This is a genomic window from Nocardioides sp. SLBN-35 (assembly GCF_006715725.1).
In the GTDB taxonomy this organism is placed as follows: domain Bacteria; phylum Actinomycetota; class Actinomycetes; order Propionibacteriales; family Nocardioidaceae; genus Nocardioides.
In genome coordinates, this window is sequence record NZ_VFNU01000001.1 from 4,002,320 (window position 1) to 4,026,715 (window position 24,396).

General features: G+C 72.3%; 27 protein-coding genes and 2 tRNA genes. 9 read left to right on the forward strand and 20 right to left on the reverse strand.

Annotated features, from left to right (window positions below; all coding sequences use genetic code 11):
• Positions 1 to 75: 75 nt before the first annotated feature.
• Together FBY23_RS19305 and FBY23_RS19310 are read left to right on the forward strand one after the other, a co-directional pair.
• Entirely contained in the window at positions 76 to 720 is a 645-nt protein-coding gene (locus tag FBY23_RS19305; protein WP_222117885.1) for an RNA polymerase sigma factor, read from the forward strand.
• Positions 717 to 2,039: a hypothetical protein gene (locus FBY23_RS19310; RefSeq protein ID WP_141799624.1), complete on the forward strand. Its 1,323-nt coding sequence runs from the start codon at positions 717 to 719 to the stop codon at positions 2,037 to 2,039. Before FBY23_RS19305 ends, FBY23_RS19310 begins: the two co-directional genes overlap by 4 nt.
• Here the strand turns inward: FBY23_RS19310 and mutM are convergent.
• From mutM to FBY23_RS19350, 8 genes are all read right to left on the reverse strand, one after another.
• Positions 1,969 to 2,835: a bifunctional DNA-formamidopyrimidine glycosylase/DNA-(apurinic or apyrimidinic site) lyase gene (gene mutM / locus FBY23_RS19315; RefSeq protein WP_141799625.1), complete on the reverse strand. Its 867-nt coding sequence runs from the start codon at positions 2,833 to 2,835 to the stop codon at positions 1,969 to 1,971. The two genes, FBY23_RS19310 and mutM, sit on opposite strands and share 71 nt — an antisense overlap.
• 19 nt (positions 2,836 to 2,854) lie before the next feature.
• Positions 2,855 to 3,580, reverse strand: coding sequence for a ribonuclease III (gene rnc / locus FBY23_RS19320; protein WP_141801160.1), 726 nt, complete (start codon positions 3,578 to 3,580; stop codon positions 2,855 to 2,857).
• Positions 3,581 to 3,621: 41 nt separating this feature from the next.
• Positions 3,622 to 3,807, reverse strand: coding sequence for a 50S ribosomal protein L32 (gene rpmF, locus FBY23_RS19325; protein WP_028655951.1), 186 nt, complete (start codon positions 3,805 to 3,807; stop codon positions 3,622 to 3,624).
• Between the two features lie 42 nt (positions 3,808 to 3,849).
• A complete protein-coding gene (locus tag FBY23_RS19330; protein ID WP_260806090.1) occupies positions 3,850 to 4,374 on the reverse strand; it encodes a DUF177 domain-containing protein in 525 nt (174 codons plus the stop codon).
• A gap of 99 nt (positions 4,375 to 4,473) precedes the next feature.
• Positions 4,474 to 4,959, reverse strand: coding sequence for a pantetheine-phosphate adenylyltransferase (gene coaD, locus FBY23_RS19335; protein WP_141799627.1), 486 nt, complete (start codon positions 4,957 to 4,959; stop codon positions 4,474 to 4,476).
• Positions 4,956 to 5,549, reverse strand: a complete 594-nt coding sequence (gene rsmD, locus FBY23_RS19340) for a 16S rRNA (guanine(966)-N(2))-methyltransferase RsmD (protein ID WP_141799628.1) — start codon at positions 5,547 to 5,549, stop codon at positions 4,956 to 4,958. The genes coaD and rsmD overlap by 4 nt, the downstream gene beginning before the upstream one ends.
• 9 nt (positions 5,550 to 5,558) lie before the next feature.
• Positions 5,559 to 7,811, reverse strand: a complete 2,253-nt coding sequence (locus FBY23_RS19345) for an ATP-dependent DNA helicase RecG (protein WP_141799629.1) — start codon at positions 7,809 to 7,811, stop codon at positions 5,559 to 5,561.
• A gap of 13 nt (positions 7,812 to 7,824) precedes the next feature.
• On the reverse strand, positions 7,825 to 9,525 hold the full coding sequence (locus FBY23_RS19350) for a DAK2 domain-containing protein (RefSeq protein ID WP_141799630.1): 1,701 nt from the start codon (positions 9,523 to 9,525) through the stop codon (positions 7,825 to 7,827).
• A 146-nt stretch (positions 9,526 to 9,671) separates the two neighbouring features.
• On the opposite strand from FBY23_RS19350, the gene rpmB reads away from it, so the two are divergent.
• Complete coding sequence (gene rpmB, locus FBY23_RS19355) at positions 9,672 to 9,857, forward strand: 50S ribosomal protein L28 (protein WP_141799631.1); 186 nt, start codon at positions 9,672 to 9,674, stop codon at positions 9,855 to 9,857.
• A gap of 277 nt (positions 9,858 to 10,134) precedes the next feature.
• Here rpmB and FBY23_RS19360 read toward each other — a convergent pair whose 3' ends face one another.
• Positions 10,135 to 11,106, reverse strand: coding sequence for a thiamine-phosphate kinase (locus tag FBY23_RS19360; RefSeq protein ID WP_141799632.1), 972 nt, complete (start codon positions 11,104 to 11,106; stop codon positions 10,135 to 10,137).
• Between the two features lie 119 nt (positions 11,107 to 11,225).
• Here FBY23_RS19360 and FBY23_RS19365 point away from each other — a divergent pair, with 119 nt between their 5' ends.
• On the forward strand, positions 11,226 to 11,462 hold the full coding sequence (locus FBY23_RS19365; protein WP_141799633.1) for an Lrp/AsnC family transcriptional regulator: 237 nt from the start codon (positions 11,226 to 11,228) through the stop codon (positions 11,460 to 11,462).
• Positions 11,441 to 11,929, forward strand: a complete 489-nt coding sequence (locus FBY23_RS19370) for a DUF3515 domain-containing protein (RefSeq protein ID WP_141799634.1) — start codon at positions 11,441 to 11,443, stop codon at positions 11,927 to 11,929. Before FBY23_RS19365 ends, FBY23_RS19370 begins: the two co-directional genes overlap by 22 nt.
• A 19-nt stretch (positions 11,930 to 11,948) precedes the next feature.
• Here the strand turns inward: FBY23_RS19370 and FBY23_RS19375 are convergent, their stop codons facing one another.
• Entirely contained in the window at positions 11,949 to 13,073 is a 1,125-nt protein-coding gene (locus FBY23_RS19375; protein ID WP_141799635.1) for a D-alanine--D-alanine ligase family protein, read from the reverse strand.
• A gap of 24 nt (positions 13,074 to 13,097) precedes the next feature.
• On the opposite strand from FBY23_RS19375, the gene FBY23_RS19380 reads away from it, so the two are divergent.
• The gene (locus FBY23_RS19380; RefSeq protein WP_141799636.1) at positions 13,098 to 14,213 is read left to right on the forward strand and encodes a PLP-dependent aspartate aminotransferase family protein; all 1,116 of its coding nucleotides are present in this window, start codon (positions 13,098 to 13,100) and stop codon (positions 14,211 to 14,213) included.
• A 374-nt stretch (positions 14,214 to 14,587) separates the two neighbouring features.
• Here FBY23_RS19380 and FBY23_RS19385 read toward each other — a convergent pair whose 3' ends face one another.
• Positions 14,588 to 15,592, reverse strand: a complete 1,005-nt coding sequence (locus FBY23_RS19385) for an NAD(P)H-dependent glycerol-3-phosphate dehydrogenase (RefSeq protein ID WP_141799637.1) — start codon at positions 15,590 to 15,592, stop codon at positions 14,588 to 14,590.
• Positions 15,592 to 16,344, reverse strand: a complete 753-nt coding sequence (locus tag FBY23_RS19390) for a 1-acyl-sn-glycerol-3-phosphate acyltransferase (RefSeq protein ID WP_141799638.1) — start codon at positions 16,342 to 16,344, stop codon at positions 15,592 to 15,594. Before FBY23_RS19390 ends, FBY23_RS19385 begins: the two co-directional genes overlap by 1 nt.
• 68 nt (positions 16,345 to 16,412) lie before the next feature.
• On the opposite strand from FBY23_RS19390, the gene cofC reads away from it, so the two are divergent.
• Positions 16,413 to 17,063: a 2-phospho-L-lactate guanylyltransferase gene (gene cofC, locus FBY23_RS19395; RefSeq protein ID WP_141799639.1), complete on the forward strand. Its 651-nt coding sequence runs from the start codon at positions 16,413 to 16,415 to the stop codon at positions 17,061 to 17,063.
• A gap of 63 nt (positions 17,064 to 17,126) precedes the next feature.
• Here cofC and FBY23_RS19400 read toward each other — a convergent pair whose 3' ends face one another.
• From FBY23_RS19400 to leuC, 3 genes are all read right to left on the reverse strand, one after another.
• Positions 17,127 to 17,726, reverse strand: a complete 600-nt coding sequence (locus tag FBY23_RS19400) for an HU family DNA-binding protein (protein ID WP_141799640.1) — start codon at positions 17,724 to 17,726, stop codon at positions 17,127 to 17,129.
• A gap of 288 nt (positions 17,727 to 18,014) precedes the next feature.
• A complete protein-coding gene (leuD, locus tag FBY23_RS19405) occupies positions 18,015 to 18,608 on the reverse strand; it encodes a 3-isopropylmalate dehydratase small subunit (protein ID WP_141799641.1) in 594 nt (197 codons plus the stop codon).
• A gap of 15 nt (positions 18,609 to 18,623) precedes the next feature.
• Positions 18,624 to 20,036 carry a 3-isopropylmalate dehydratase large subunit gene (leuC, locus tag FBY23_RS19410; protein WP_141799642.1) on the reverse strand — a complete coding sequence of 471 codons (1,413 nt, stop codon included), beginning with the start codon at positions 20,034 to 20,036 and terminating at the stop codon, positions 18,624 to 18,626.
• Between the two features lie 99 nt (positions 20,037 to 20,135).
• On the opposite strand from leuC, the gene FBY23_RS19415 reads away from it, so the two are divergent.
• Positions 20,136 to 20,858, forward strand: a complete 723-nt coding sequence (locus tag FBY23_RS19415) for an IclR family transcriptional regulator (protein WP_139622247.1) — start codon at positions 20,136 to 20,138, stop codon at positions 20,856 to 20,858.
• A gap of 114 nt (positions 20,859 to 20,972) precedes the next feature.
• Here the strand turns inward: FBY23_RS19415 and FBY23_RS19420 are convergent, their stop codons facing one another.
• Together FBY23_RS19420 and FBY23_RS19425 are read right to left on the reverse strand one after the other, a co-directional pair.
• Positions 20,973 to 21,470, reverse strand: coding sequence for a methylated-DNA--[protein]-cysteine S-methyltransferase (locus tag FBY23_RS19420; protein WP_313901099.1), 498 nt, complete (start codon positions 21,468 to 21,470; stop codon positions 20,973 to 20,975).
• The gene (locus FBY23_RS19425) at positions 21,467 to 22,957 is read right to left on the reverse strand and encodes an AlkA N-terminal domain-containing protein (RefSeq protein WP_186348237.1); all 1,491 of its coding nucleotides are present in this window, start codon (positions 22,955 to 22,957) and stop codon (positions 21,467 to 21,469) included. Before FBY23_RS19425 ends, FBY23_RS19420 begins: the two co-directional genes overlap by 4 nt.
• A 92-nt stretch (positions 22,958 to 23,049) precedes the next feature.
• On the opposite strand from FBY23_RS19425, the gene FBY23_RS19430 reads away from it, so the two are divergent.
• Entirely contained in the window at positions 23,050 to 23,490 is a 441-nt protein-coding gene (locus FBY23_RS19430; protein WP_141799644.1) for a hypothetical protein, read from the forward strand.
• A 1-nt stretch (position 23,491) separates the two neighbouring features.
• On the opposite strand, the gene FBY23_RS19435 is transcribed toward FBY23_RS19430, so the two are convergent.
• The 3 genes from FBY23_RS19435 to FBY23_RS19445 all read right to left on the reverse strand — a co-directional run bounded on the left by FBY23_RS19435 (position 23,492) and on the right by FBY23_RS19445 (position 24,374).
• The gene (locus FBY23_RS19435) at positions 23,492 to 24,067 is read right to left on the reverse strand and encodes a hypothetical protein (RefSeq protein WP_141799645.1); all 576 of its coding nucleotides are present in this window, start codon (positions 24,065 to 24,067) and stop codon (positions 23,492 to 23,494) included.
• A gap of 59 nt (positions 24,068 to 24,126) precedes the next feature.
• A tRNA-Glu gene (locus FBY23_RS19440) sits at positions 24,127 to 24,199 on the reverse strand.
• Positions 24,200 to 24,302: 103 nt separating this feature from the next.
• Positions 24,303 to 24,374: transfer RNA gene (locus FBY23_RS19445), tRNA-Gln, on the reverse strand.
• Positions 24,375 to 24,396: the final 22 nt, after the last annotated feature.

Consider the following 24,396-nt stretch of genomic DNA (forward strand, 5'->3'; position numbering starts at 1 on the left):
AGGGAAGCAGCGGTTCGCGGGTGTAATGGATCGGTCGCCCGGCCCGCTCACCGTGGTGTGTCAGGATCGATGGCGGTGGGTGAGCTCGGGGACTTCCCGGCGCCTGCTGCCGTCCGTGCCCTGACCATCGAGCGAGGAGGCGTCCTGATCCCGCCCGCCTCCCGAACCCCCGATCCCCTCGGGGAGCTGCTGGTCCGGGCCCTCGACGGCGACCAGGACGCGTTCGGCGAGGTCTGGCGTCTCGTGCACCCGGCGCTGCTGCGCTACCTGCGGGTGCGGGAGCGGGACAGCGCCGAGGACATCGCGGCCGAGACCTGGCTCCACGTCGTGCGCGACCTGCACCGGTTCACCGGCGGTCCCGCCGAGTTCCGCGCCTGGATCTTCACCCTGGGACGACACCGGGCGATCGACGCCGGGAGGGCCCGCGCCGCGCGACCGAGCACGCCGACTGCCGACGTGATCGACATCGGTACGGCGCCCAGCGCCGAGGCGGCCGCCCTCGAGCGGGTCGACACCGAGGCGGCCGTCCGCCTGGTGGCCACCCTGCCGCCTCACCAGGCCGAGATGGTGATGCTCCGGGTGGTGGCCGGGCTCTCGGTGGCCGAGGTCGCGGCGATCGTCGACAAGAAGCCCGGCACGGTGGCGGTCAACGTCCACCGCGCACTGAAGAAGCTGGCCCGCACACACGAAGGCCGAACCACGAGGGGGGTGAGCAGATGAGCACGGAGCACGACGGCCTGGAGGAGTTCGAGGACTCCGCCCTGGTGCGGGCGCTGCGCGCCCCCGGCACGCCGGAGGAGCTGGCCGACGAGGCCCGCTTCGTCGCCGCCTTCAGTGCGGCACGTCCGCCGGTCGCGACCAGCGGCCACGGTGGGCCCGGTGGACTCGGCGGACTCGGCCGCGGCGGACGGATCGTCGGGCGGATCGGCGTCGGCGGCGCCGCCCTGCTCGCGACCGTCACCCTCACCGGCGGGATGGCCGCGGCCGCCTACACCCAGCACCTGCCCCACTCGGTGCAGGCGATCGCCCATGACGCGTTCGGCGGGGTCGGCGTCCCGCCGGCGCGACCGCTGACGCCGACGACCCGCGCTCCCCGGGCCACCCCCACGCCCACGCCGAGCGCATCGGAGAGCGAGCGGCCCGAGGATCGCCGTACCCCCGACGCCTCGCGGTCCGCCCGCCCGGGCGAGCGCTCCTCGGCCGGCGGCGACGCCTCCGTCGGCACGACCGGCAGCGCCACCACCGACGCCACCGGTACGACGGCGACCGGGTCCCCCTCGGGGTCCGGCTCCCCCTCGGCGACCGGCTCGACCGGTCCGACCAGCCCCGGCACCGACGACCCGGCCACCGGCACCCCCACTCCCCCGGTCACCGCCACCAGCGTGGGCGCGACGACGTCGGTGCGCCGGGTCGTCAGCGGCGGGCGCGCCACCGTGACCGGTCTGGTGCGCGACGACGGCGACCTCGTCGAGGGCGCCGAGGTCACCCTGCTCGAGCGCCACGCCGGCGGCGGCTGGACCCGCGCCGGCTCCGCCGTGACCGGCCAGGAGGGCACCGCGATCTTCGCGACCGGTCCCCTCGTCGAGACCACCACCTTCCGGTTCCAGGTCGAGGTCGACTCCGACGACGACGGCGAGCCGGACCGCGTGCTGCTCTCCCGCAAGCGCCGGATCGGGGTGCAGCCGATCCTCACCCTGACCTCGACCGGCTCGGTCGTCGACGCCCACGCCGCCGGCGCCGGGACCGGCGACGCGATCACGATCAGCCGGCGCACAGCCGACGGCCGCCTGGTGCGGATCGGGATCCGGCGCCTCGACGACCAGGGCAATGCCAGCTACGACCTGTCGGAGCTCACCGGCCGGGTGCGCGTCCAGGTCCGGGTGCTGCGCACCTCCAGCCACACCGCCGTCCAGCGGTGGATCACGGTGCGGGTGCCGCGGATTCCGAAGACCCCACCGCCGACGACGCCTACGCCCTCGACCTCGCCGAGCGGGGAGCCGACTGGCAGCGCGGGCAGTAGTACGACGACCGGTTCATGAACGCGACCCGGCGGATCGCCGTACCGCACCGGTCGCAGGGCTCGCCCTCGCGGCCGTAGGCGTGCAGCGAGCGGTCGAAGTAGCCCGACTCGCCGTTGACGTTGACGTAGAGCGCGTCGAAGGACGTGCCGCCCTGGGCCAGCGCCGCGTTCATCACGTCGCGGGCGTGACCGAGCAGCTCGACGGCCTTCGCGCGGCTGAGCCGGTCACCGGGACGCTCGCCGTGCAGGCGGGCGCGCCACAGGGACTCGTCGGCATAGATGTTGCCGACGCCGGAGATCAGGCCCTGGTCGAGCAGCAGCCGCTTGACGCCGGAGGTGCGCTTGCGCAGCCGGGCGACGAACAGGTCGTCGTCGAACTCCGGGTCGAGGGGGTCGCGGGCGATGTGGGCGATCTCGGGCGGCAGGTCGGCGCCGTCGAGCGAGACCGACAGGCCGCCGAACATGCGTTGGTCGACGAAGCGCAGCTCGCGGCCGTGGTCGGTGCCGGTGAGGGCGAAGCGCACCCGGAGGTGCCGCTCGGCGGGGGCGTCGACGGGCTGGACCAGCATCTGGCCGCTCATGCCGAGGTGGCCGAGGATCGCGTTGCCGTCGTCGAGCGGGAGCCAGAGGTACTTGCCGCGGCGGCGGGCGCCCTCGATCCGGCGGCCGGTGAGCGCGGCGGCGAAGCCGGACGCGCCGGTCGGGTGGCGTCGTACCGGGCGGTCGTGGAGGACGTCGACCGCGGCGATGGTGGCGCCGGTGACGTGACGCTCGAGGCCGGCGCGGACGACCTCGACCTCGGGGAGCTCGGGCATCGGGCTGGATCCGCCGCGGTCAGCTGCCGGAGGTGATCGGACGGCCGTCGGCGTCGAGACCGAGGGAGGCGGAGATCTCGCCGTACGCCGTCTCGGCGGCGCCCTGCTCGGCCTCCTTCTTGGAGCGGCCGGTGCCGTTGCCGTAGAGCTTGTCGCCGACCCGGACCTGCGCGGTGAAGGTCTTCATGTGGTCGGGGCCGTCGTCCTCGATGACGTACTCGGGCACGCCGAGCGACTGGTCGGCCGCCAGCTCCTGCAGCGAGGTCTTCCAGTCGAGACCGGCCCCGAGCGCGGACGCAGCCTCGATGAGCGGGTCGAACAGCAGGTGGACGACGGTCGCGGACACGTCGATGCCGCCGCTGAGGTGGATCGCGCCGATGACGGCCTCGACCGTGTCGGACAGGATCGAGGCCTTGTCACGACCGCCGGTCGCCTCCTCGCCGCGTCCCAGCTTGATGTGGGCGCCGAGCCCGATGTCACGGGCGACGCCGGCGAGCGCGCGGGCGTTGACGACGGCCGCGCGCAGCTTGGCGAGCCGGCCCTCGGAGAGGTCCGGGTGCGCCAGGTAGAGAGTCTCGGTCACCACGACGCCGAGCACCGAGTCGCCGAGGAACTCCAGCCTCTCGTTGGTCGGAAGACCACCGTTCTCGTAGGCGAAGGAGCGATGCGTCATCGCGCGCTCGAGCAGCTCGGGGTCCAGAGTCGGATCCCCGAGCGCTCGACGCAGCTCGACGTAGTTGGTGATGCCGCTGGCCTGACTCGACTGGCCTGGATCGACCGGGCGGGTCAGAGGACCTGGCGACGGTCGGCGCGCGCGCCGTACTGGCCGCAGGTGCCGCAGGCACGGTGCGGGAGGTGCTTGGCGCCGCAGGCCGGGTTGGCGCAGGTCACCAGCGACGGGGCGACAGCCTTCCACTGCGAGCGACGGTGCCGCGTGTTGCTGCGCGACATCTTCCGCTTCGGAACAGCCACTGTCTTCTCCTTGGTTCGGGTGCGCTCGGGGCGAGCGCCTCTTCAGTCCGTTGGGTCTTGCTTGAGCTCGGTCAGCGCCGCCCACCGCGGGTCGATCGCAGCCTCGTGCGTGTGGTCCGGCTCGTCGATGAGTCGCACCCCGCACTCGGGGCACAACCCGGGACAGTCGTCCTGGCACAAGGGCTGGAACGGCAGTGCGAGCACCACCGCGTCCCGCAGCACGGTCTCCAGGTCGAGCAGGTCGTCCTGGAGCATGCTGACCTCGTCGTCCTCTTCTGCTCCCTCGGAGTCACGGATGTCGTCGTAGACGAACAGCTCCTGGAACCGCACCTCGAACTCGTCGTGGATCGGCTCCAGGCACCGCACGCACTCACCCTCCAGCACGGCCGAGGCCGTCCCGGTGACGAGCACGCCTTCCATGACCGCCTCCAGGCGCAGGTCGAGCTCGACCGGCGCGCCCTCGGGGACGGAGAGGACTTCGATGCCCAGATCTGCTGGTGCCGGAACTGTCCGCGACACCTGACGCTGGGACCCCGGGCGGCGGCCGAGCTCGCGAGTGTCGAGCACGAGCGGCGCTCTCGGGTCCAGGGTGTTCAGGGGTTCACTTCCAGGTCCGGGCACAACAGATCAGGTCGATGTTAGTGGTGCAGGCCGAAGGCGGCCAAATCAGGCCTGACGTGCGGCGAGCTTCGCGGTCAGTCGCTCGTGCACCGCGGGGGTCACGAACTCGGACACGTCGCCACCCAGGGAGGCGACCTCCTTGACCAGGCTGGACGACACGTAGCCCAGGCTCGCGGTCGTCGGCACGAAGATGGTCTCGATGCCGGTGAGGTGAGCGTTCATCTGCGCCATCGGCAGTTCGTACTCGTAGTCGTTGCCGCCGCGCAGGCCCTTGACGATGGCGTGGGCGTCGATCTCGCGGCAGAAGTCGACGATCAGGCCGGTGAAGCCCATCACCGTCACGTTCGGCAGGTCCGCGCACGCCTCGCGCAGCATCTCCAGGCGCTCGTCGGGGTCGAAGAGTCGCGACTTGGAGATGTTGGTGCCGGTCGCGACGACGAGCTCGTCGAAGAGTCCGGCGGTACGACGGAAGATGTCGAGATGGCCGTACGTGACCGGGTCGAAGGAGCCGGGGCACACCGCGCGGGTCATGGGGCGAGGCTATCGGCCGGGCCGGCCTCGGCGAGCCAGAGGTTCGTCTCGCCGTACTTCTTGAGGCGGCGCTTGCCGGGCAGCGGCTGCAGTCCGGTGGGCCACACCGGCTCCGGGCTGCGGCGCGAGCGCTCGGCGACCACCAAGGCGCCCTCGGCGAGCCAGCCGTGCTCGGCGAGGAGCGCGAGGTCGGTGGCGACCGCCTCGTCGGACAGCGGGTAGGGCGGGTCGCTGAACACCAGGTCGTACGACGCCCGGGCCGGCTCGGCGAGCACGGTGGCCACCGAGCGGGCCACCACCTCGGCGACGTCGCACCCGATGCTGCGGGCGTTGCCGCGGATCAGGTCGGCCGTGCGGCGATCGGCCTCGACGAGGGTCACGGCCGCGGCGCCGCGGGACCAGGCCTCGAGGCCGATCGCGCCGGAGCCGGCGTACAGGTCCAGGAAGCGCAGGTCGTGGAGCGAGCCGGCCCAGGCCTCGATCGCGGAGAACAGCGCCTCGCGCACCCGGTCGCTGGTGGGGCGGGTCTGGTCGCCCTTGGGGGTCTGCAGCCGGCGGCCGCCCGCGCGGCCGGCGATGATGCGGGTCATCGGCCTTCCTCAGGACTTGTCGACGAACTCGGCGAGCTGGGACTGCTCGAGGTCACGGACGGCGGCCGCGAGGTCCGGCGCCTGGCCCAGCTCCACGTCGGTGTCGAGCAGCCCCTCGGCGGCCTGGCGGGCCGTGACGATGGTGTCCTCGTCGCGCAGCACGCGCAGGTTCTCCAGGCTGGAGCGACCACCGGCCTGGGAGGCGCCGAGGACGTCGCCCTCGCGCCGCATCTCGAGGTCGATGCGGCTGAGCACGAAGCCGTCGGTGGTGGACGCGACCGCCTCCAGCCGCTCGCGCGACGGCGAGCCGGCCTCGGTGTGGCTGACCAGGAGGCATAGTCCCGGCAGGCCGCCACGGCCGACCCGGCCGCGCAGCTGGTGGAGCTGGGAGATGCCGAACCGGTCGGCGTCGAGGATGACCATCGTGGTCGCGTTGGCGACGTCGACGCCGACCTCGATCACGGTCGTGGAGACCAGGACGTCGACCTCGCCGGCGGCGAAGGCGCGCATGGTGGCGTCCTTCTCGTCGGCGGGGAGCCGGCCGTGCAGCCCGGTCACCCGGATGCCGGACAGCGGCCCCTGGGCGAGCCGGCCCACCACCTCCTCGACGGCCGCGGCGGGAGGGCGCGGGGCCTCCTCGACCGGCGCGTCCTCATCACGGACGTCGACCGCGTCGACCTGGCCGGCCTCGTGCTCGTCGCCGGCGATGCGGGGGCACACGACGTAGACCTGGTGCCCCTTGCCCACCTCCTCGCGCACCCGCTCCCACACCCGGCCGATCCAGCCCGGCTGCTCGGCGAGCGGGACGACATTGGTCTGGATCGGGGCCCGGCCGGCGGGCAGCTCGGTCAACGTCGAGGTCTCGAGGTCGCCGAAGACCGTCATCGCGACGGTGCGCGGGATGGGCGTCGCGGTCATCACGAGCAGGTGCGGCGGCGCAGCGGCCTTGTCGGTGAGCGCGGCGCGCTGCTCGACGCCGAAGCGGTGCTGCTCGTCGACCACGACCAGACCGAGGTCGGCGAACATCACCTGGTCCTGGAGCAGGGCATGGGTGCCGATCACGATGCCCGCCTCGCCACTAGCGATCCGGGACAGCGGGCCGGTGCGCTGGGTCTTGGTCATCGAGCCGGTGAGCAGCTCGACGCGGGTGCCCTCCCCCGAGCCGAAGATGGTGCCGCCCTCCCCGAGGTCGCCGAGCATCGCGGCGATGGAGCGGTAGTGCTGCTGGGCGAGCACCTCGGTCGGCGCGAGCAGTGCGGCCTGGCCGCCGGAGTCGACGACGCGGAGCATCGCCCGCAGCGCGACCAGGGTCTTGCCGGAGCCGACCTCACCTTGGAGCAGCCGGTTCATCGGGTGCGGCTGGGCCAGGTCGTGCTCGATCTCCTTGCCCACCGACGCCTGGCCGGCGGTGAGCTCGAACGGCAGTCGGGCGTCGAAGGCCGCGAGGACCTCGCTCACTCCCCCGGTCCGCGCGGTCGCGCCCTCGGCCTGACGAGCCCGCCGACGTCGCCCGAGGACCAGCTGGGTGACCAGCGCCTCCTCGAACCGGAACCGGTGGTGTGCCTGCGCGACCTGGTCCCTGTCGTCGGGCTGGTGCACCCAGTCGTAGGCCTGCTGGATCCCGAGCACGTCGTACTCCTCGCGCAGGGCGTCGGGCAGCAGCTCGGCCACGGGTTCGAGCACCTGGCGGGCGAAGGTGACGGCGCGAGCGATGTCCCAGGTCTCGACGCCCTTGGTGAGCGGGTAGATCGGGAACAGCGGACCGAAGTCGAGGACGTCCTCGACGCCGTCGCCCTCCCCCTCGGCCTCGTCGCCCATCCCGAAGATCGTCATCGCCGGGTTGACCAGCTGCCACTGGTCGCGGAACCGGTCGGCCTTGCCGAGGAAGACGCCGCGGTTGCCGACGGCGACGCGCCGCGCCTGCCAGCCGGCGGTGCCCTGGTTCTTGGCGAAGAAGGTCATCTTCAGGCGCGGGCCACCGGTGCGCAGCACCGCCTCGACGCGGTACGCCGTGCGGCCGGTGCGGCGGTCGCGGTAGTTCTTGATCTCGCACTCGGCGATCTCGCCGACGACGCAGAGCAGCTGGCCGATCCGCAGGTTGTCGATCCGGGTCAGCGAGCCGGTCTCGAGGTAGCGCCGCGGGAAGTGGCGCATCAGGTCGCCGACCGTCTGCAGGCCGAGTCCTTCGGCGAACCGCTTGCGCTTGGCCGGTGTCGCCGCGCCGAGGACGGCGGTCAGCGGGGAGTCGAGGGTGATCGCCACGGGTGCTGCTCTCTCATTCGACGGACATCAGGAGCGGGTAGCGCTCCTGGCCACCGTCGTACACCACGACGTCGACATGGGGGTGGAACTCCTCGACCCAGGCGGTCGCGCGCTCGGCCAGGCCCTCGCCGTCGACACCGCTGACGATCGTGACCAGCTCGCCGCCGGCGGCCAGCAGGTGGGCCAGGACGATGAGCGCGACCGCGCCGAGCTCGTCGCCGACCACGGCGAAGTCGCCGGCGATGACGCCGAGTGCGTCGCCGGGCTCGCACGGTCCGGCCATCGTCATCGCCTGGCGGGCGGCGATGGTCACCGCGCCGTGGCGCACGTGACGGGCGGTCGCGGTCATCTCGGTGACGTCCTGGTCGAAGGCGCGGCCCGGCTCGTGGACCGCCACCGCGGCGAGACCCTGCACCTGCGTGTGGGTCGGGATCACCGCGACCCGCAGACCGTGGGCGCCGTGATCGGCCTCGGCGGTGCTCGCGGCGGCGAGGGCCGCGCGGATGGTCGGCTCGTCGTTGGGCAGGACGACGACCTCGCGGGCGCCGCAGGCCGTGATCGCCTCGAGCAGCTCGCCGGTCGAGGGACGCCGCCCGGGGCCACCGCGGACCACCTCCGCACCGGCCTCCTCGAACAGCTTCGCCAGGCCCGGGCCCGCCGCGACCGCGACCACCCGCCGACCGACGAGCGGGGCCGGGTGGTCCTGGTGGGGCTCGGTCTGGGCGGCGATCTGCTCGGCGAAGTGGGTGACCCGGATCCGGTGCGGACGCCCGATCTCCATGCCGGCCTCGATCGCGGCGCCGACGTCGTCGGTGTGGACGTGCACGTTCCACAGCCCGTCGCGCCCGACCACGACGACCGAGTCGCCGAGCTCGCCGAGGCGCTCGCGCAGCCGCGGGGCCAGGTCGTCGCCGGTGTCGAGGAGGTACATCACCTCGTACGCCGGGCCGTCCGCGCTCAGCTCGTCGCCCGCGTGCTCGACGTGGGGCACCGGGATGACGTGGCTGCCGAGGGGCGCGGTCACGGCGATCGGGCGGCGCCCGGTCAGCACGGTCTCGGCGGCGTCGAGGATCACCGACACCCCGCGCCCGCCCGCGTCGACCACGCCGGCCTGCGCGAGGACGTCGAGCTGCTCCGGCGTGTGGCCGAGCGCCTCACGGGCGGCGGCCGCGGCGGCGGTGAGCACGTCGCTGCTGCGGGCGCCGGGGTCGGTGGCGGCCGTCGTACCTGCGTCGGCGGCGGCGCGCATCACGGTCAGCATCGTGCCCTCGACCGGCTCGCCCACCGCGGCATAGCTCGCGGTCGACGCCTCCTGCAGCGCCTCGGACATCACCACGGCGTTGCGCTCGCCGGGGTCGGCGGCGGCGATCCGGCGGGCGGCCGCGCCGAGCATCTCGCTGAGGATCACCCCCGAGTTGCCACGGGCGCCGAGGAGCGCGCCACGGGCCAGAGCAGCGAGCGGCCCGTCCGCGTCGGTCGCGTCGTCCGGGTGGTCGGCGTGCTCGCCGAGGGCCGTGCGGATCGCGTCGCGGGCGGCGACGACGGTGAGGTACATGTTCGTGCCGGTGTCGCCGTCGGGCACCGGGTAGACGTTGAGGGCGTCGACCTCCTCGCGCGCAACCGCCAGGGCGTCCACCGCGATGTCGACGAACCGGACCACGGACGAGAGCGCAATCCCGCTCCGCCCCTCCCCGGGCGCCGTCCGCTCGTCCATCGGGGTCACCCTAGCCGGGCGGGGAGGAACCTCGCCGATTTCGGCCAGTGCGACCGTGTCGGCTATTCTCTTCCGGTTGCCCGAAGCGCCTTCTGAGCGCGCGGGCTGCCCGTGAACCTTAGATCCGCGATCCAGGAGTGACAACCATGGCCGCCGTGTGCGACATCTGCGACAAGAAGCCGAGCTTCGGCAACAACCGGCCGTGGTCGCGCAAGATCACCAAGCGCCGCTTCAACCCCAACATCCAGCGCGTCCGCGCGGTCGTCAACGGCACCCCCAAGCGCATGAACGTGTGCACCGGCTGCCTGAAGGCCGGCAAGGTCTCCCGCTGACCTGAGCTCTTTCCCCATCGGCCCGCCGCGATCTGCGGCGGGCCGATGTGTTTTTGGCCGACCCGGCGCGAAGTGGTGCGCCAATTGCGCTGACCCGGCGCGAAGTGGTGCGCAAATTGCGCTGACCCGGCAGAAAGTGGCGGGGCGCACCGGCGCTGTCGGCCACTTTCTGCCGGGTCGACGCGATGCGGGAGCCACTTCGCGCCGGGTCGGGGTGACGCGGACGCTACTTTCTGCCGGGTCGGCGTGAGCCAGGAGCCACTTCGCGCCGGGTCGCTCAGAAGTGGGTCCAGCCGGTCGGGCCGTCGTAGGCACCACCGTCGACGGTGACCGGGAGGTCGCCGCGGGCGCTGACCGACCCGATCCGGGTCCAGCCGTCGGGCAGGGCGACGTCGGGCGGGAAGGTCGCGAGCAGGGGGTGGTCCTCTCCCCCGCCGAGGATGAACTGCAGCGGGTCGGCGCCGGTCGCCTGGCCGACGGCGAGCAGCGGCTCAGGTACGTCGAAGGCGGCGGTCTCGACATCGATGCTGACGCCGGAGTCGTCGGCGAGGTGGCGCGCCTCGGCGAGCAGGCCGTCGGACACGTCGATCATCGCGGTCGCGCCGGCCTGCGCGGCGACCGGCCCGGCGTCGTACGGCGGCTCGGGGCGGCGGTAGGCCTCGACGAGCACCCGCGGCGAGCGGAACCCGCGGCCCAGGACCGCGAGGCCGCCGGCCGACCAGCCCTGGCGCCCGCACAGCGCGAGCACGTCGCCGGGCGCCGCGCCGGAGCGCAGTACCGGAGAGACCGTGCAGGCGCCGAGGACGGTGACCGAGACCACGACCTGGTCGGCGCGGGTGACGTCGCCGCCCACGAGCCCGGCGCCCACGAGGGCGCACTCCTCGGCGAAGCCGCGGGTGAAGTCCAGTGCCCACTGGGCCGGCAGGTCCGCGGGTGCGGCCAGGCCGACGGTGAGCCACTGGGCCCGGCCGCCCATGGCGTTGATATCGGAGAGGTTCTGCGCGGCGGCCCGGCGCCCGACGTCGTACGCGTCGACCCAGTCGCGCCGGAAGTGCCGCCCCTCGACCAGTACGTCGGTCGACACGACGACGTGGCCCTTGCGGACCCGGAGCACGGCGGCGTCGTCCCCCGGACCCAGCAGCACGTCCTCACCGGGCGCGGTGGCGGCGACCAGCTCGCCGATCCGGGCGATCAGCCCGAACTCCCCGAGGTCCGCCAGCGTCGTGTCCGGGTCGAGCGCGTCAGCCATGCCCCCATCCCACCAGACGTACCCACGGGTAGGTTCCTCGGCTCGCGAGTTCTGTTCCGCCGGGGGCGCGCGGTAGGTTGAGGCGTTCCACCACACCAATCCGGCGGGAGCGTGACCCCATGACGGTGCAGGCCTACATCCTGATCCAGACCGACGTCGGCAAGGCGGCCGAGGTCGCCCGCGAGGTCGGCGGGATCGCCGGCGTCACGCTGGCCGAGGACGTCACCGGTCCGTACGACGTGATCGTGCGCGCCGAGGCACGCAACGTCGACGAGCTGGGCAAGCTCGTGGTGTCCAAGGTGCAGAACCTCGAGGGCATCACCCGCACGCTCACGTGCCCCGTCGTCCACATCTGAGGCTCGCGGGACTCGCCCTGCCCCTCGCCGTGCTGGTGGCCGGGTGCGGCGGGCCGGTGCGGGTCGACGTACCCACGCTGTCCGATGCGGACCGGGCCGCCTGCGACGCGTTCGCCGCTGAGCTGCCCGCGACCCTCTACGACGAGGAGCGCGTCGACATCGAGCCGGCCGACGCCCCCGCGGCGGCGTACGGCGATCCGGCGATCGTGGTCCGCTGCGGTGTCGGGAAGCCGAAGGGCTTCGACCTGACCGCGTCCTGCGAGTCGGCCGACGGCGTGGGCTACTACATCCCCGACGAGCAGTACGACGACCAGGACCTCGACCTCACCCTGACCGCCGCCGGCTACCGGCCACGGGTCGAGGTGAGCATCCCCGCGCGCTACCGGCCGAATGCCGGGCCGGCCGCGATGGCGGTGCTGGCGCCGCTGATCAAGAAGCACCTGACGCTGGTCGACGACTGCAACTAGGGCAGCCCGTGGGCGGTGTCTAGCGCAGGCCGGTGTCGCGCTGCAGGGCCAGCGTGAGCAGTCGGTCGACCAGCTCGCCGTACGACACCCCGGTCGCGGCCCACATCTGCGGGAACATCGACAGCGGCGTGAAGCCGGGCATCGTGTTGAGCTCGTTGACGACCAGCGAGCCGTCGGGCATCAGGAAGAAGTCGACGCGCGCGAGGCCCTCGCAGCCGACCGCGGTGAACGCGGCCGCGGCCATCGCCCGCATCCGCTCCTCGACCCCCTCGGGCAGGATCGCGGGGACGTCGAGCTCGGTGTGCTCCTCGGGGAGGTACTTGGCCTCGAAGTCGTAGAACTCGTGCTCGCCGGTGATCCGGATCTCCGCGGGCAGGCTGGTCTCGACGCCGCCGTCGAGGGCCTCCAGGACGCCGCACTCGATCTCGCGGGCGCCCTCGGCGGAGACCTCGACGAGGACCTTCGGGTCGTGCTCGAGGGCACCGTCGAGCGCCGCGTCGATCTCGTCCGGCTTGTGCGCCTTGGCGATGCCGATGCTGGAGCCGCCGCGGGCGGGCTTCACGAACAGCGGGTACCCGAGCGCCTCGACGCGGTCGCGGACCGCCTGCGGGTCGGCCTTCCACTCGCGGGCGGTCACCGTCACGCTGGGCATCACCGGCAGGCCGGCGTCCTTGAGCACGACCTTCATGAACGCCTTGTCCATGCTGACCGCGGACGCGAGTACGCCGGAGCCGACGTAGCGGACGTCGGACATCTCGAACAGGCCCTGGATGGTGCCGTCCTCGCCCCACGGGCCGTGTAGCAGCGGGAAGACGACATCGACGTCGCCGAGGGCCCGCGGCGTCTCGGCCGGCTCGCTGACGACGAGCCCGGTGCCGTCGCTGGTGGGGGCGAGCGCGACGGCCGCGCGGTCGCCGTCGACCGACGGCAGCTGGCCGGGGCCGGTGATCCGGTGCCGCTGCGGGTCGTCGGCCTCCAGCACCCAGCGCCCGTCGGTCGCGATGCCGATGGGGACGACGTCGTACTTCTCGCGGTCGATGGCCTGCAGCACGCTGCCGGCGGTCACGCACGAGATGGCGTGCTCACTGGAGCGGCCGCCGAAGACGACAGCGACGCGGACACGGCGGCCGGTGGGAGAGCTCATCGGCGATGACCCTACCTTTGGGACATGTCCGGCCCCGAGTCCGCACCCCGCCCGCCCCGCCAGCTCCACCCCGCGACAGTCGCCGTCACGGCGGGCCGTCCACCGCACGAGCCTGACGAGCCGATGAACGTGCCGATCACGATGACGTCGACGTACGGCGCGACCGGCGACCTGGAGTACGGCCGGTACGGCAACCCCACCTGGGCGGCGTTCGAGGACGCTCTCGGCGCGCTGGAGGGCGGCCGGGCACTGGCGTTCTCGTCGGGCATGGCCGCGGTGACCACGATCCTCGACCTGGTCGGCATCGGCAGCAGCGTCATCGCGCCGCGGCACGCCTACAACGGCTCGGTGACCGCGCTCGCCGACGCCGAGTCCCGGGGCCGACTGAAGGCGACCCTGGTCGACATCACCGACACCGCCGCCGTGATCGCCGCGATGGAGGCCGACGAGGACTGTGGCCTGCTCTGGCTGGAGTCCCCCACCAACCCCGCCCTGGAGATCGCCGACATCCCCGCGCTGTCCGCGGCCGCCCACGAGCTCGGCATCCGCGTCGTCGTCGACAACACCTTCGCCACTCCCCTGCTCCAGCAGCCGCTGTCCCTCGGCGCGGACATCGTCGTGCACTCGGCGACGAAGTACATCGCCGGGCACAGCGACGTGCTCATGGGCGCGATCGTCGTGCCGTCCGAAGGGACCGACGACGAGGTGTACGGCGCTCTCAAGGGCCGCCGGGACCTGGCGGGCGCCGTACCGGGTCCGTTCGAGGCCTGGCTCGCCCTGCGCGGCCTGCGCACCCTCCACGTCCGCCTGGAGCGGGCCGCCGCCAACGCCGCAGAGCTGGCCCGCCGCCTCGCCGACCACCCGTCCGTCGAGGAGGTCCGCTACCCGGGCTTCGGCGCGATCGTCGCACCCGTGCTGGCCGGTGGCGCCGACGCTGGAGACTTCCTGGTCCGCGCCACCTCGCTGTGGGTGCACACCACCTCCCTCGGTGGCGTCGAGTCGACCTTCGAGCGCCGGCGCCGGTGGAAGCTCGAGCCGGCGACGATCCCCGAGGGGCTGGTGCGCCTGTCCGTCGGGATCGAGGACGTCGAGGACCTGTGGGCCGACCTGAAGCAGGCGCTGGACCGCATTAACGCGTGACGCTCACCTCGTCGAGGTCACGCGGGGGCTCGGGCGGATGCGCTTCGTGAGCGACTCACGGTGTTGGTTTGGCGCTCGCTTCGCTCGCGCATGTCGGGCGCCCTTTTGACGCGTGATCTTCCCTCGCTGCGCTCGGTCCAGATCACGCGGGGCGCCCGACGGGATTCAGCTGAATGAGACTCGCATGTGCACGACGTTCAGCCGAGCCCGTCGCGCCGCCCGCCGTTTCTGGACGGAGGAGCGAGCGAGGAACGAGCGAGCGGGGGAGGAAGAAACGGCGTTGGCAGGCGGCGCGACATGCGCGAGCGAAGCGAGCGCCAAACAAACACCGTGAGTCCATCACGCAGCGCATCGGGCCGAGACAACCCGACCAGTCAGGACAACTCAGCCTTGGTGTCACGAGAGATGAACGCGTCCATCAGCTGCGACGTGGTGAGCCGCCCCTGCACCACCTCATCGACCGCGTCCACGATCGGGGCGTCGACACCTGAGCGCGCGGCGAGCGCGCGCAGCGAGGAGCAGGACTTGGCGCCCTCGGCGACCTGGCGGGTCGAGGCGTAGATCTCCTCGACGCTCATGCCCTGGCCGAGCTTCTCGCCGAAGGTGCGGTTGCGCGAGAGCGGCGAGGAGCAGGTGGCGACGAGGTCGCCGAGGCCGGCGAGGCCCATCAGGGTGAGCGGGTTGGCGCCGAGGTTCATCGCGAGGCGGGCGGTCTCGGCGAGGCCACGGGTGATGAGCGAGGCGGTGGTGTTGTCGCCGAAGCCCTGGCCGACGGCCATGCCGACGCAGAGGGCGACGACGTTCTTGTAGGCGCCGCCGTACTCGCAGCCGAGGACGTCGACGCTGGTGTAGGGCCGGAACGCCGGCGAGTGGAGCCGGTTCTGGAGCATGGTCGCGACGTCCTCGTCGGCGCAGGCGACGACGGACGCGGCGGGCTCGCGGCGGGCGATCTCGCGGGCCAGGTTGGGTCCGCTGACGACGGCGATCCGGCTGGCGCCGATGTCGCCGACCTCCGCGATCACCTCCGACATCCGCTTGAGGGTGCCGAGCTCGACGCCCTTCATCAAGGAGACGAGGACGGCGTCGTCCTCGACGTACGGGAGGAAGGTCGGCAGGTTGTCGCGCAGCGACTGCGAGGGTACGGCGAGCACGACGACATCGGCACCGGCGAGCGCCTGCTCGGGGTCGTGGGTCGCGGTGATCCGCCGCGGCAGCTCGATGCCGGAGAGGTAGTCGACGTTCTCGTGGCGCTCGTTGATGGAGGCCGCGACCTCCTCGCGGCGGGCCCAGATGCACACGTCGTTGCCGGCGTCGGCCAGCACGATCGAGAACGCCGTCCCCCAGGAGCCGGCGCCGAGCACCGCGATCTTGTTGCCCATCAGCTCGCCGCCTTCTTGTTCTTCTTGAACCTGTCGCCGTGCACGGCCATGTCGTAGCGCTCGGGCGGCGCGGTCTCGCCGCGCACCAGCTCCAGCTCGTGGGTGATCGCCGCCATGATGCGGGCTGTCGCCTCGTTGACGACCGCGCTGGTGCGCTCCTTCGCGCGCAGGTCGTCGAGCACGACGGGCGCTCCGACGCGCATCACGACCTCGTGACGAGGGACGAGATGGGGACGCTTGGTGTACGGCGCCAGGATCTCGTGGGCGCCCCACTGCCCGACCGGGATGACCGGGCAGCCGGTCTCGAGGGCGATCCGCGCGGCGCCGGACTTCCCCTTCATCGGCCACATGTCGGGGTCGCGCGTGATCGTGGCCTCGGGGTAGATCACGACGCACTGGCCGTCGCGCACGGCGTCGACCGCCGCGGCGTACGCACCGACGGCGTCCTTCGTCTCGCGCCGCACGGGGATCTGGCCGGCGCTGCGCAGGAAGAAGCCGAGCGCCTTGTTGTCGAACAGGCCGGACTTGGCGAGGTAGCGCGGCTTGTAGCCGTGGTCGTAGACGAGGTGCGCGGCAGTGAGCGGGTCGACGTGGGAGATGTGGTTGAGCGCGATGATGAATCCGCCGCTCTCGGGGATGTTCTCGCCGCCGATCCACCGGCGCCGCGTGGTGGCCAGGAGCGTGGGCTTGATGATGGGTACGGCGATGTTGAAGGCCCAGCCCCGCTTCTCCTGCAGCTTCCGCACGCTCACGAGAATGCAGGTTACCGGTCAGTGACACCGGCCACGGCCGGGCACGACCCACCTGTCAGGATTCAGGGGTGTTCACCCGTCCGGGCTCCTTCGCCGTGCTGCTTCCGGTGAAGTCCCCGGGCACCGGGAAGTCCCGGCTCTCGGCCCTGCGCGACGCCGACCGGGCGCGGCTGGCGGCGGCCTTCGCGACCGACGTGGTCGACGCGTGCCTGAGCACCGACGGCGTGGCCGGAGTGCTGGTCGTCAGTGACGACGCCGCTTTCGCCGCCACGCTCGCCGCACGGGGCGCGGCCACCTGCCCCGATCCGGGCGGCGGCCTCAATGCGGCGTTGCGGCACGCGGCTGCCCACCTGCACGACCGGCGCCCCGACCTGCGGCCGGTCGCGCTGTGCGGCGACCTGCCATCACTCCTCGCTGCCGATCTCGCGGCGGCGCTCGCCGATGCGGCGTCCGACCCCGGGCCGTGCTTCGTCCGCGACGCCGACGCGACCGGAACCACGCTCTACTGCGCGGCGTATGACGACTTCGAGCCGCGCTTCGGAGCGGGATCGGCCGCTGCCCATGCGGCTTCCGGAGCGCGGGCGCTGGCCGGCGAGCTGGCGTCCCTGCGCCGCGACGTCGACGACGTCGACAGCCTGGCCGGCGCGATCGCGCTCGGGGTCGGGGACTCCTCGGCCGCGGTGCTGCGCGCGATCGGCCTGCTCCCACGGGGGTCCTGAGACGACGAACGGGCCGCACTCCGTGAGGAGTACGGCCCGTTCGGGGTGATCGGGAAGGAGGCGTCAGGCCTTCTTCGCGGTCTTCTTGGCGGGAGCCTTCTTGGCAGGAGCCTTCTTGGCCGGGGCCTTCTTGGCCGGAGCCGCCTTCTTCGCGGCGGGAGCCTTCTTGGCGGGGGCCTTCTTGGCCGGAGCCGCCTTCTTCGCGGCCGGAGCCTTCTTGGCAGGCGCCTTCTTCGCCGGAGCCGCCTTCTTGGCCGGAGCCGCCTTCTTCGCGGTGGCGGCGGCCTTCTTGGCCGGCGCAGCGGCCTTCTTGACCGCGGCGGTCGCGGCCTTCTTGGCCGGAGCAGCGGCCTTCTTGGCCGGCTTCGGCAGCGGGGCCAGCTTCTTGGCACCGGAGACGACGTTCTTCAGGTCAGCGCCGGCGCTGAACTTCGGAACGGCCTTCTTCTTGGTCTTCACGCGCTCGCCGGTCTGCGGGTTGCGGACCCAACGGGCGTTGCGGACGGCCTTCTCGAACGAGCCGAAGCCGGTGATGGCGACCTTCTCGCCCTTGGCGACCTGACGGGTGATCGTGTCGAGAACCGCGTCGAGGGCGTGGGCCGCGTCCTTGCGGCTTCCTTCGAAGCGGTCGGCCAGCGCGTCGATCAACTGAGACTTGTTCACTACCTGTCCTTCCGAAACGCCGCGCTGGGCGTCCCTTGGGCTGATGCGGCCGAGCCCTCGCCCAGCCGTCCTTTCATGGGAACGCTAGGCACTAGTAGGCACACTCACAATCACCACGCCGAAGTTGGTACGTCTTTTTTCGCGATTTCAGCGCTATTTCGGCTGTTTCGGGCCCTATTTCGCCCCTGAGCGCCTCTCGGCGGCCATCGCGACGAATGCGGGAAAGCCGACGGGCCGACCCGCGAAAGTCGCGGATCGGCCCGTCGTAGAGCGGTTTTCAGCGTGTTCTCAGGCGTGCTGGGTGACCGGCTTCCAGCTCGGTCGGCCACTCTCGTACGCCGCGATGTCGGCCTCGTTGCCCAGCGTGATGCCGATGTCGTCGAGTCCGTTGAGCAGGCGGTGGCGCGTGTAGTCGTCGATGTCGAACGGCGCGACGAGGTCGCCGCAGGTCACCGTGCGGGACTCGAGGTCGACGGTGATCTGAGTGGTCGGGTCGGCCTCGATCGCCGCCCACAGCTGCTCGATGACGTCCTGCTCGACGGGGACGGACAGCAGTCCGGCCTTGCCCGAGTTGCCGCGGAAGATGTCGGCGAAGCGGCTCGAGAGGACGACCTTGAAGCCGTAGTCCATGAGCGCCCAGACGGCGTGCTCGCGCGACGACCCGGTGCCGAAGTCGGGACCGGCGACGAGGATCGAGACGCCCTGGTACTCGGGCTTGTTGGCCACGAACTCCGGGTCGTTGCGCCAGGCGGCGAACAGGCCGTCCTCGAAGCCGGTGCGGGTCACGCGCTTGAGGTAGACCGCCGGGATGATCTGGTCGGTGTCGACGTTGCTGCGGCGCAGCGGGAGCGCCGTACCGGTGTGGGAGGTGAACTTCTCCATGTCGCTGTCTCCTTCTCAGACCAGCTCGGCGGACAGGTCGGCCGGCGAGGCCAGCGTGCCCTTGACGGCGGTGGCGGCAGCAACGGGGACGGACACCAGGTGCGTGCGTCCGCCCTTGCCCTGCCGGCCCTCGAAGTTGCGGTTGGACGTGGAGGCGGAGCGCTCCTGGGGCTTCAGCGTGTCGGGGTTCATGCCCAGGCACATCGAGCATCCGGCACCACGCCACTCGGCACCGGCCTCGATGAAGACCTTGTCGAGGCCCTCCTCCATGGCCTGGTTGCGTACGCGCACCGAGCCCGGCACGACGAGCAGGCGGGTGCCCTCGGCGACCTTGTGGCCCTTGATGATGTCGGCGGCCAGGCGCAGGTCCTCGATCCGGCCGTTGGTGCAGGAGCCGACGAAGACGGTGTCGACCTTGACCGAGCGCAGGGGCTGGCCGGCCTCGAGGCCCATGTACTCCAGCGCCTTCTCGGCGGCGAGCTTGTCCGAAGGGTCCTCGAAGTCCTCCGGCGACGGGACGTTCGCCCCCAGGGGTGCGCCCTGGCCGGGGTTCGTGCCCCAGGTGACGAACGGCGTGACGTCGGCCGCGTCGATCACGATCTCCTTGTCGAAGGTCGCGTCGGCGTCGGTGACCAGCGTCCTCCAGTGCGCGACGGCGGCGTCCCACTCCGCGCCCTTCGGCGCCTCGGCCTTGCCCTCGATGTAGGCGAAGGTCGTCTCGTCCGGCGCGATCATGCCGGCCTTGGCGCCCCACTCGATGGACATGTTGCAGACCGTCATCCGGCCCTCCATCGAGAGCGCCTCGATGGCGTCGCCGCGGTACTCGACGATGTAGCCCTGGCCGCCACCGGTGCCGGTCTGCGTGATCAGGTAGAGGATCAGGTCCTTGGCGGTGACGCCCTCGGCGAGGCTGCCGTTGACCGTCACGGCCATGGTCCTCGGCTTGGCCTGCGGCAGGGTCTGGGTGGCGAGCACGTGCTCGACCTCCGACGTACCGATGCCGAAGGCGATGGCACCGAAAGCCCCATGGGTGCTGGTGTGCGAGTCACCGCACACGATCGTCATTCCGGGCTGGGTCAGGCCGAGCTGCGGGCCGACGACGTGGACGATGCCCTGCTCGACGTCGCCGAGCGGGTGCAGCCGGACGCCGAACTCCTCGGCGTTCTTGCGCAGGGTGTCGACCTGGGTCTTGCTCACCGGGTCGGCGATCGGCTTGTCCCAGTCGAGCGTCGGGACGTTGTGGTCCTCGGTCGCCAGGGTCAGGTCGGGGCGGCGCACCTTGCGCCCGGCCAGGCGCAGGCCGTCGAAGGCCTGCGGGCTGGTGACCTCGTGGATGAGGTGGAGATCGATGTAGAGGAGGTCCGGCTCCCCCGGGGTCGATCGGACGACGTGCTCGTCCCACACCTTCTCCGCCAGGGTCTTGCCCATGACTCGCTCCTCCTCGTTCGGGTCGTCGACGCGCCTGTGCTGTCGACCGTGATCCAGCGTACTCTTGCATCCCAGGATCCGAGACGGCAGTATTGCCATATGGACAACTCGAGCGGCGTCGGCGTTCTCGACAAGGCGGCCCTGGTGCTCACCGCACTGGAGTCCGGCCCGGCCACCCTGGCGGGTCTGGTGGCAGGCACGGGCCTGGCCCGGCCGACGGCTCACCGACTGGCGGTCGCCCTCGAGCACCACCGCCTCGTGGCTCGCGACATGCAGGGCCGCTTCGTGCTCGGCCCGCGCCTCGCGGAGCTCTCCGCGGCAGCCGGTGAGGACCGGCTGCTCGCCACCGCCGGCCCCGTCCTCGCGCGACTGCGCGACATAACCGGCGAGTCCGCCCAGCTGTGGCGGCGCCAGGGCGACCACCGTGTGTGCGTCGCCGCCGCCGAGCGCCCCTCCGGCCTGCGCGACACCATTCCGATCGGCTCCCAGCTGACCATGCGCGCCGGCTCCGCCGCGCAGGTACTGCTCGCTTGGGACGACCCGGAGCGCATCCACCGCGGCCTGCAGAACTCCGCGTTCTCGGCGGCCGAGCTGTCCGCGATCCGCCGCCGTGGCTGGGCGCAGTCGGTCGGCGAGCGCGAGCAGGGCGTGGCCTCGGTGTCCGCCCCCGTCCGCTCCCCCGGCGGCAAGGTGATCGCCGCCGTGTCGGTCTCCGGCCCGCTCGAGCGCCTGTCCCGCCAGCCCGGCCGGATGCACGCACCTGCGGTGCTCGCCGCCGCCGAGCGGCTGTCCGAGTCGCTGCGGCGCGCTGCGGCGGAGTAACTCCAGCCCCAGGAGCATCGGCCGGGACGACGAAACTCGCGCCTGGACGACGAAGCTTCCTCGTCCAAGCACCAGTTTCACCGGCCGGCCGGTGAAACTGGCGCGCCGCTCCCGCTAGAACAGGGCGGCATCCTCGTCGCGCTCGAGGTCGAGCAGGAGCTGCTTGCGCTCCAGTCCCCCGGCGTAACCCGTGAGGGTCCCGTTGGCGCCGATCACCCGGTGGCACGGGATCACGATCGGGATCGGGTTCGCTCCGTTGGCGGTGCCGACGGCACGGGAGGCGGCATTGGTCTTGCCGAGACGTGCCGCGATCTCACCGTACGACGCGGTCTCGCCGTACCCGATGCCGAGCAGCTGTGCCCACACGGAGCGCTGCCACGCGCTGCCCGCGGGCGCGAGTGGCAGGTCGAACTCGGTGCGGTCGCCGGCGAAGTACTCGTCGAGCTGCAGCGCGGCGGCCACCAGCACTGGGTGGTCGGCACCCTCGGCGCCGAGGGGGCGGACGCCGTCGCGGAACGGCGAGAACTCGATCGCGGTGATCGCGCCACCCTGTTCGACGAGGCGCAGGGGGCCGATGGGCGATTCGATGACGGTCCACATGGCAGTGCTCATCCTTCCAGCGAGGTCCACAGGTGCAGGAGGGCGTAGGAGCGCCAGGGCGCCCATCCCTCGGGGGTGATGTCGGTGTCGGCGGCGGGCTGGCGGGCGAGCGCGTTGCGCACGCCCACGTCGGTCGGCAGCCACACGTCGGGGTGGCCGAGTGCGCGCAGGGCGATGTAGTCAGCCGTCCAGGGGCCGATGCCGGGAAGCGCGAGGAGCGTGCGGCGTACGTCGCCGCGGTCCGGGCCGCGGTCGAGCACGACCTCGCCCGACGCGATCGCCCCGCACAGCCCGACGAGCGCACGCCCGCGGGCACGGGGCATCCGGAACTCCTCGGGTGGGAGCGCCGCCACCGTGGCCGCGTCGGGGAACAGGTGCGTCAGTCCGGGGATCCCGGCCTCGACCGGGCGTCCGTGGGCGGCGACGAGGCGGGCGGCGGCGGTGCGGGCGGCGACGACGGTGACCTGCTGGCCCAGGACCGCGCGCACCGCGACCTCGGCTCCGTCGACATGGCCCGGCACACGCAGACCGGGACGGGCGGCGACCAGCGGCGCCAGCACGGGATCGTCGGCCAGATGGGCATCGACGGCCACCGGGTCGGCATCGGCGTCCAGCAGCGCCCGCATCCTCGCCAGCGCGGCCGTCGTGTCGCGCAGATCGTCGAGGACCAGCCGCAGCGGCAGGTACGACGACCCGGCACCGTCGAGGTCGGCGAGCTCGACCCGCGCCACGCCGGGCCCGTGGGGCAGGTCGAGCGTGCGGGCGTAGCTGCCGCTGCCGTCCTCGCGCACCTCGGCGACCTCGACGCCGGGCACTGACCGGTCGGCGAGGAACCGGAGCAGTGCGGAGCCGCGGAACGGTGTACGCACGGCGATCCGCAGGTCGATGGCGCCCGGGACCTGGCCGCCGGCGGGCGATCGCCGGCCGCGCAAGTGGCTCGGCGTGGCGTCGTACACCTCGAGCATCGTCTCGTTGAACTGACGCACGCTCGAGAAGCCCGCGGCGAAGGCGACGTCGGCGAGGCTCAGCGTCGTGCTCTCGACCAGCGCGCGGGCGGTCTGGGCGCGCTGGGTGCGCGCGAGCGCGAGGGGTCCGGCGCCGAGCTCGCTGGTCAGCAGTCGGGAGAGGTGACGCGAGGTGTACCCGAGGCGCGCCGCCAGCCCCTCGACGCCGTCGCGGTCGACGACGCCGTCGGCGATCAGCCGCATCGCCCGGCCGGCGACGGTGGCCGCGACGTCCCAGTCCGGGCTCCCGGGTGTCGCGTCGGGCAGGCAGCGCTTGCAGGCGCGGTAGCCCGCAGCCTGCGCGGCCGCGGCGGTGCGGTGGAACGAGACGTTGCGGGACGCGGGCGTGCGGGCCGGGCAGGACGGCCGGCAGTAGATGCCGGTCGAGCGGACCGCGGTGTAGAAGACACCGTCGAACCGGCGGTCGCGCGACTGCACGGCCGTGTAGCAGCGCTCGAAGTCGAGCTGCTCCGGCGTGGTCACTGTGCTCTCCATGTCGTCCATCCTGCCGCCCGCCACCGACAGTCTCTCGCGGAAATCGGACATGACGGTGCCCCTGGGCGGGCCGGTTCTGCCACGCTGCTCCCATGGCGGACGCTCCGATCAATCCCCTCGACCTGCTGATCAAGTCCCAGCAGATCGCCCTCAGGCTCACCTCCGACGTCCTCAAGGGCGTGCGTGACACCGCGGTCACAGGTGTCACGCAGCCCGACGAGCTCGCCCGTCAGGTCGGCGACCTCGCGGGCGCCGTGGCCGGGATGGCCGGCGCCGTCACCAGCTTGGCGAGCTCGACCGCGCAGCCGCTGCAGGACTTCATCGTCCGCCAGCGCGAGCTCGCCGACACGGTCCACACGCTCGCCGAGGCACAGGCCGAGCTCGCCGGCGTCGTGGCCAAGCTCGCCGAGCGGCATGCGGAGGCGGTCGCGGCGCTGGAGAAGGTGACCGCGCCGGTCTTCGCGATCGTCGGCACCGAGCCGACGCCGCCGAAGACGCGGGCGGCCAAGAAGGCCGCGGCCAAGGGCGACTGAGTCAGCTCACGAGCAGGACCAGCACGAGGATCACCACGGCCACGACGAAGCCGATCGCGATCGCCCGACCGGTCCTGGGCGGCAGGTCCTCGCTCGCCGGCGACGCCGCCACCAGGTCCTCGCCGGCGTTGATCCGCCGGACGACGTCGAGCCCGGAGCCGTCGTCGAAGGTGCCGTCGAAGCTGTCGCCCCGCTGGGGGTCGTAGGCGTCGTACCCGGTCTGGTCTGCGACGACCCGCACGACCTCGGCGACCGCGGCGTGGAAGGCCGCGGGGTCCTGCTGCTCCCAGTAGGGGTAGGTCACGAACGCGCTGTCGTCGTGCAGGCTGACCTGGACCCCACCCTCGGCGGAGCTGAGCTCGCCGGCCAGGGTGCCGTCATCGGTCGGCGTGAACCGGCTCCAACCGCCGAGCAGGCCGTCGAGGCGCCCCTCGATCCGGTCCAGTACGGCGACCAGCTCGGCCCGGCGCTCGGCCGGGAGCACGTCGTCGTCGAGCGCGGACTGCTCGAGCGCGTCGAGGACGTCGTCCCAGTCCTGGCCGGGCGCCCGGGCGGCCAGCGTGATGTCGTAGCTCACCGCGGCATCCTCGCAGAAATGCAGTCGGGCCCGGTCCTGGTGGACCGGGCCCGAAGCTGTACCCCCGACCGGATTCGAACCGGCGCTACCTACGTGAGAGGCAGGCGTGCTAGGCCGCTACACAACGGGGGCATTTGCTGTCCGGATCGCTCCGTGACAACGGCGTGAACTCTAGCGATTCTTGGCCTGACCAGCCAAATCGTGACTGCGTGACCTGTCTCTCGCGAGAGCCTCGCTGGGATACTAGGACTCGAACCTAGAACGACTGAACCAGAATCAGCTGTGTTGCCAATTACACCATATCCCATGGTTTCGATCCCCCGGCCGAG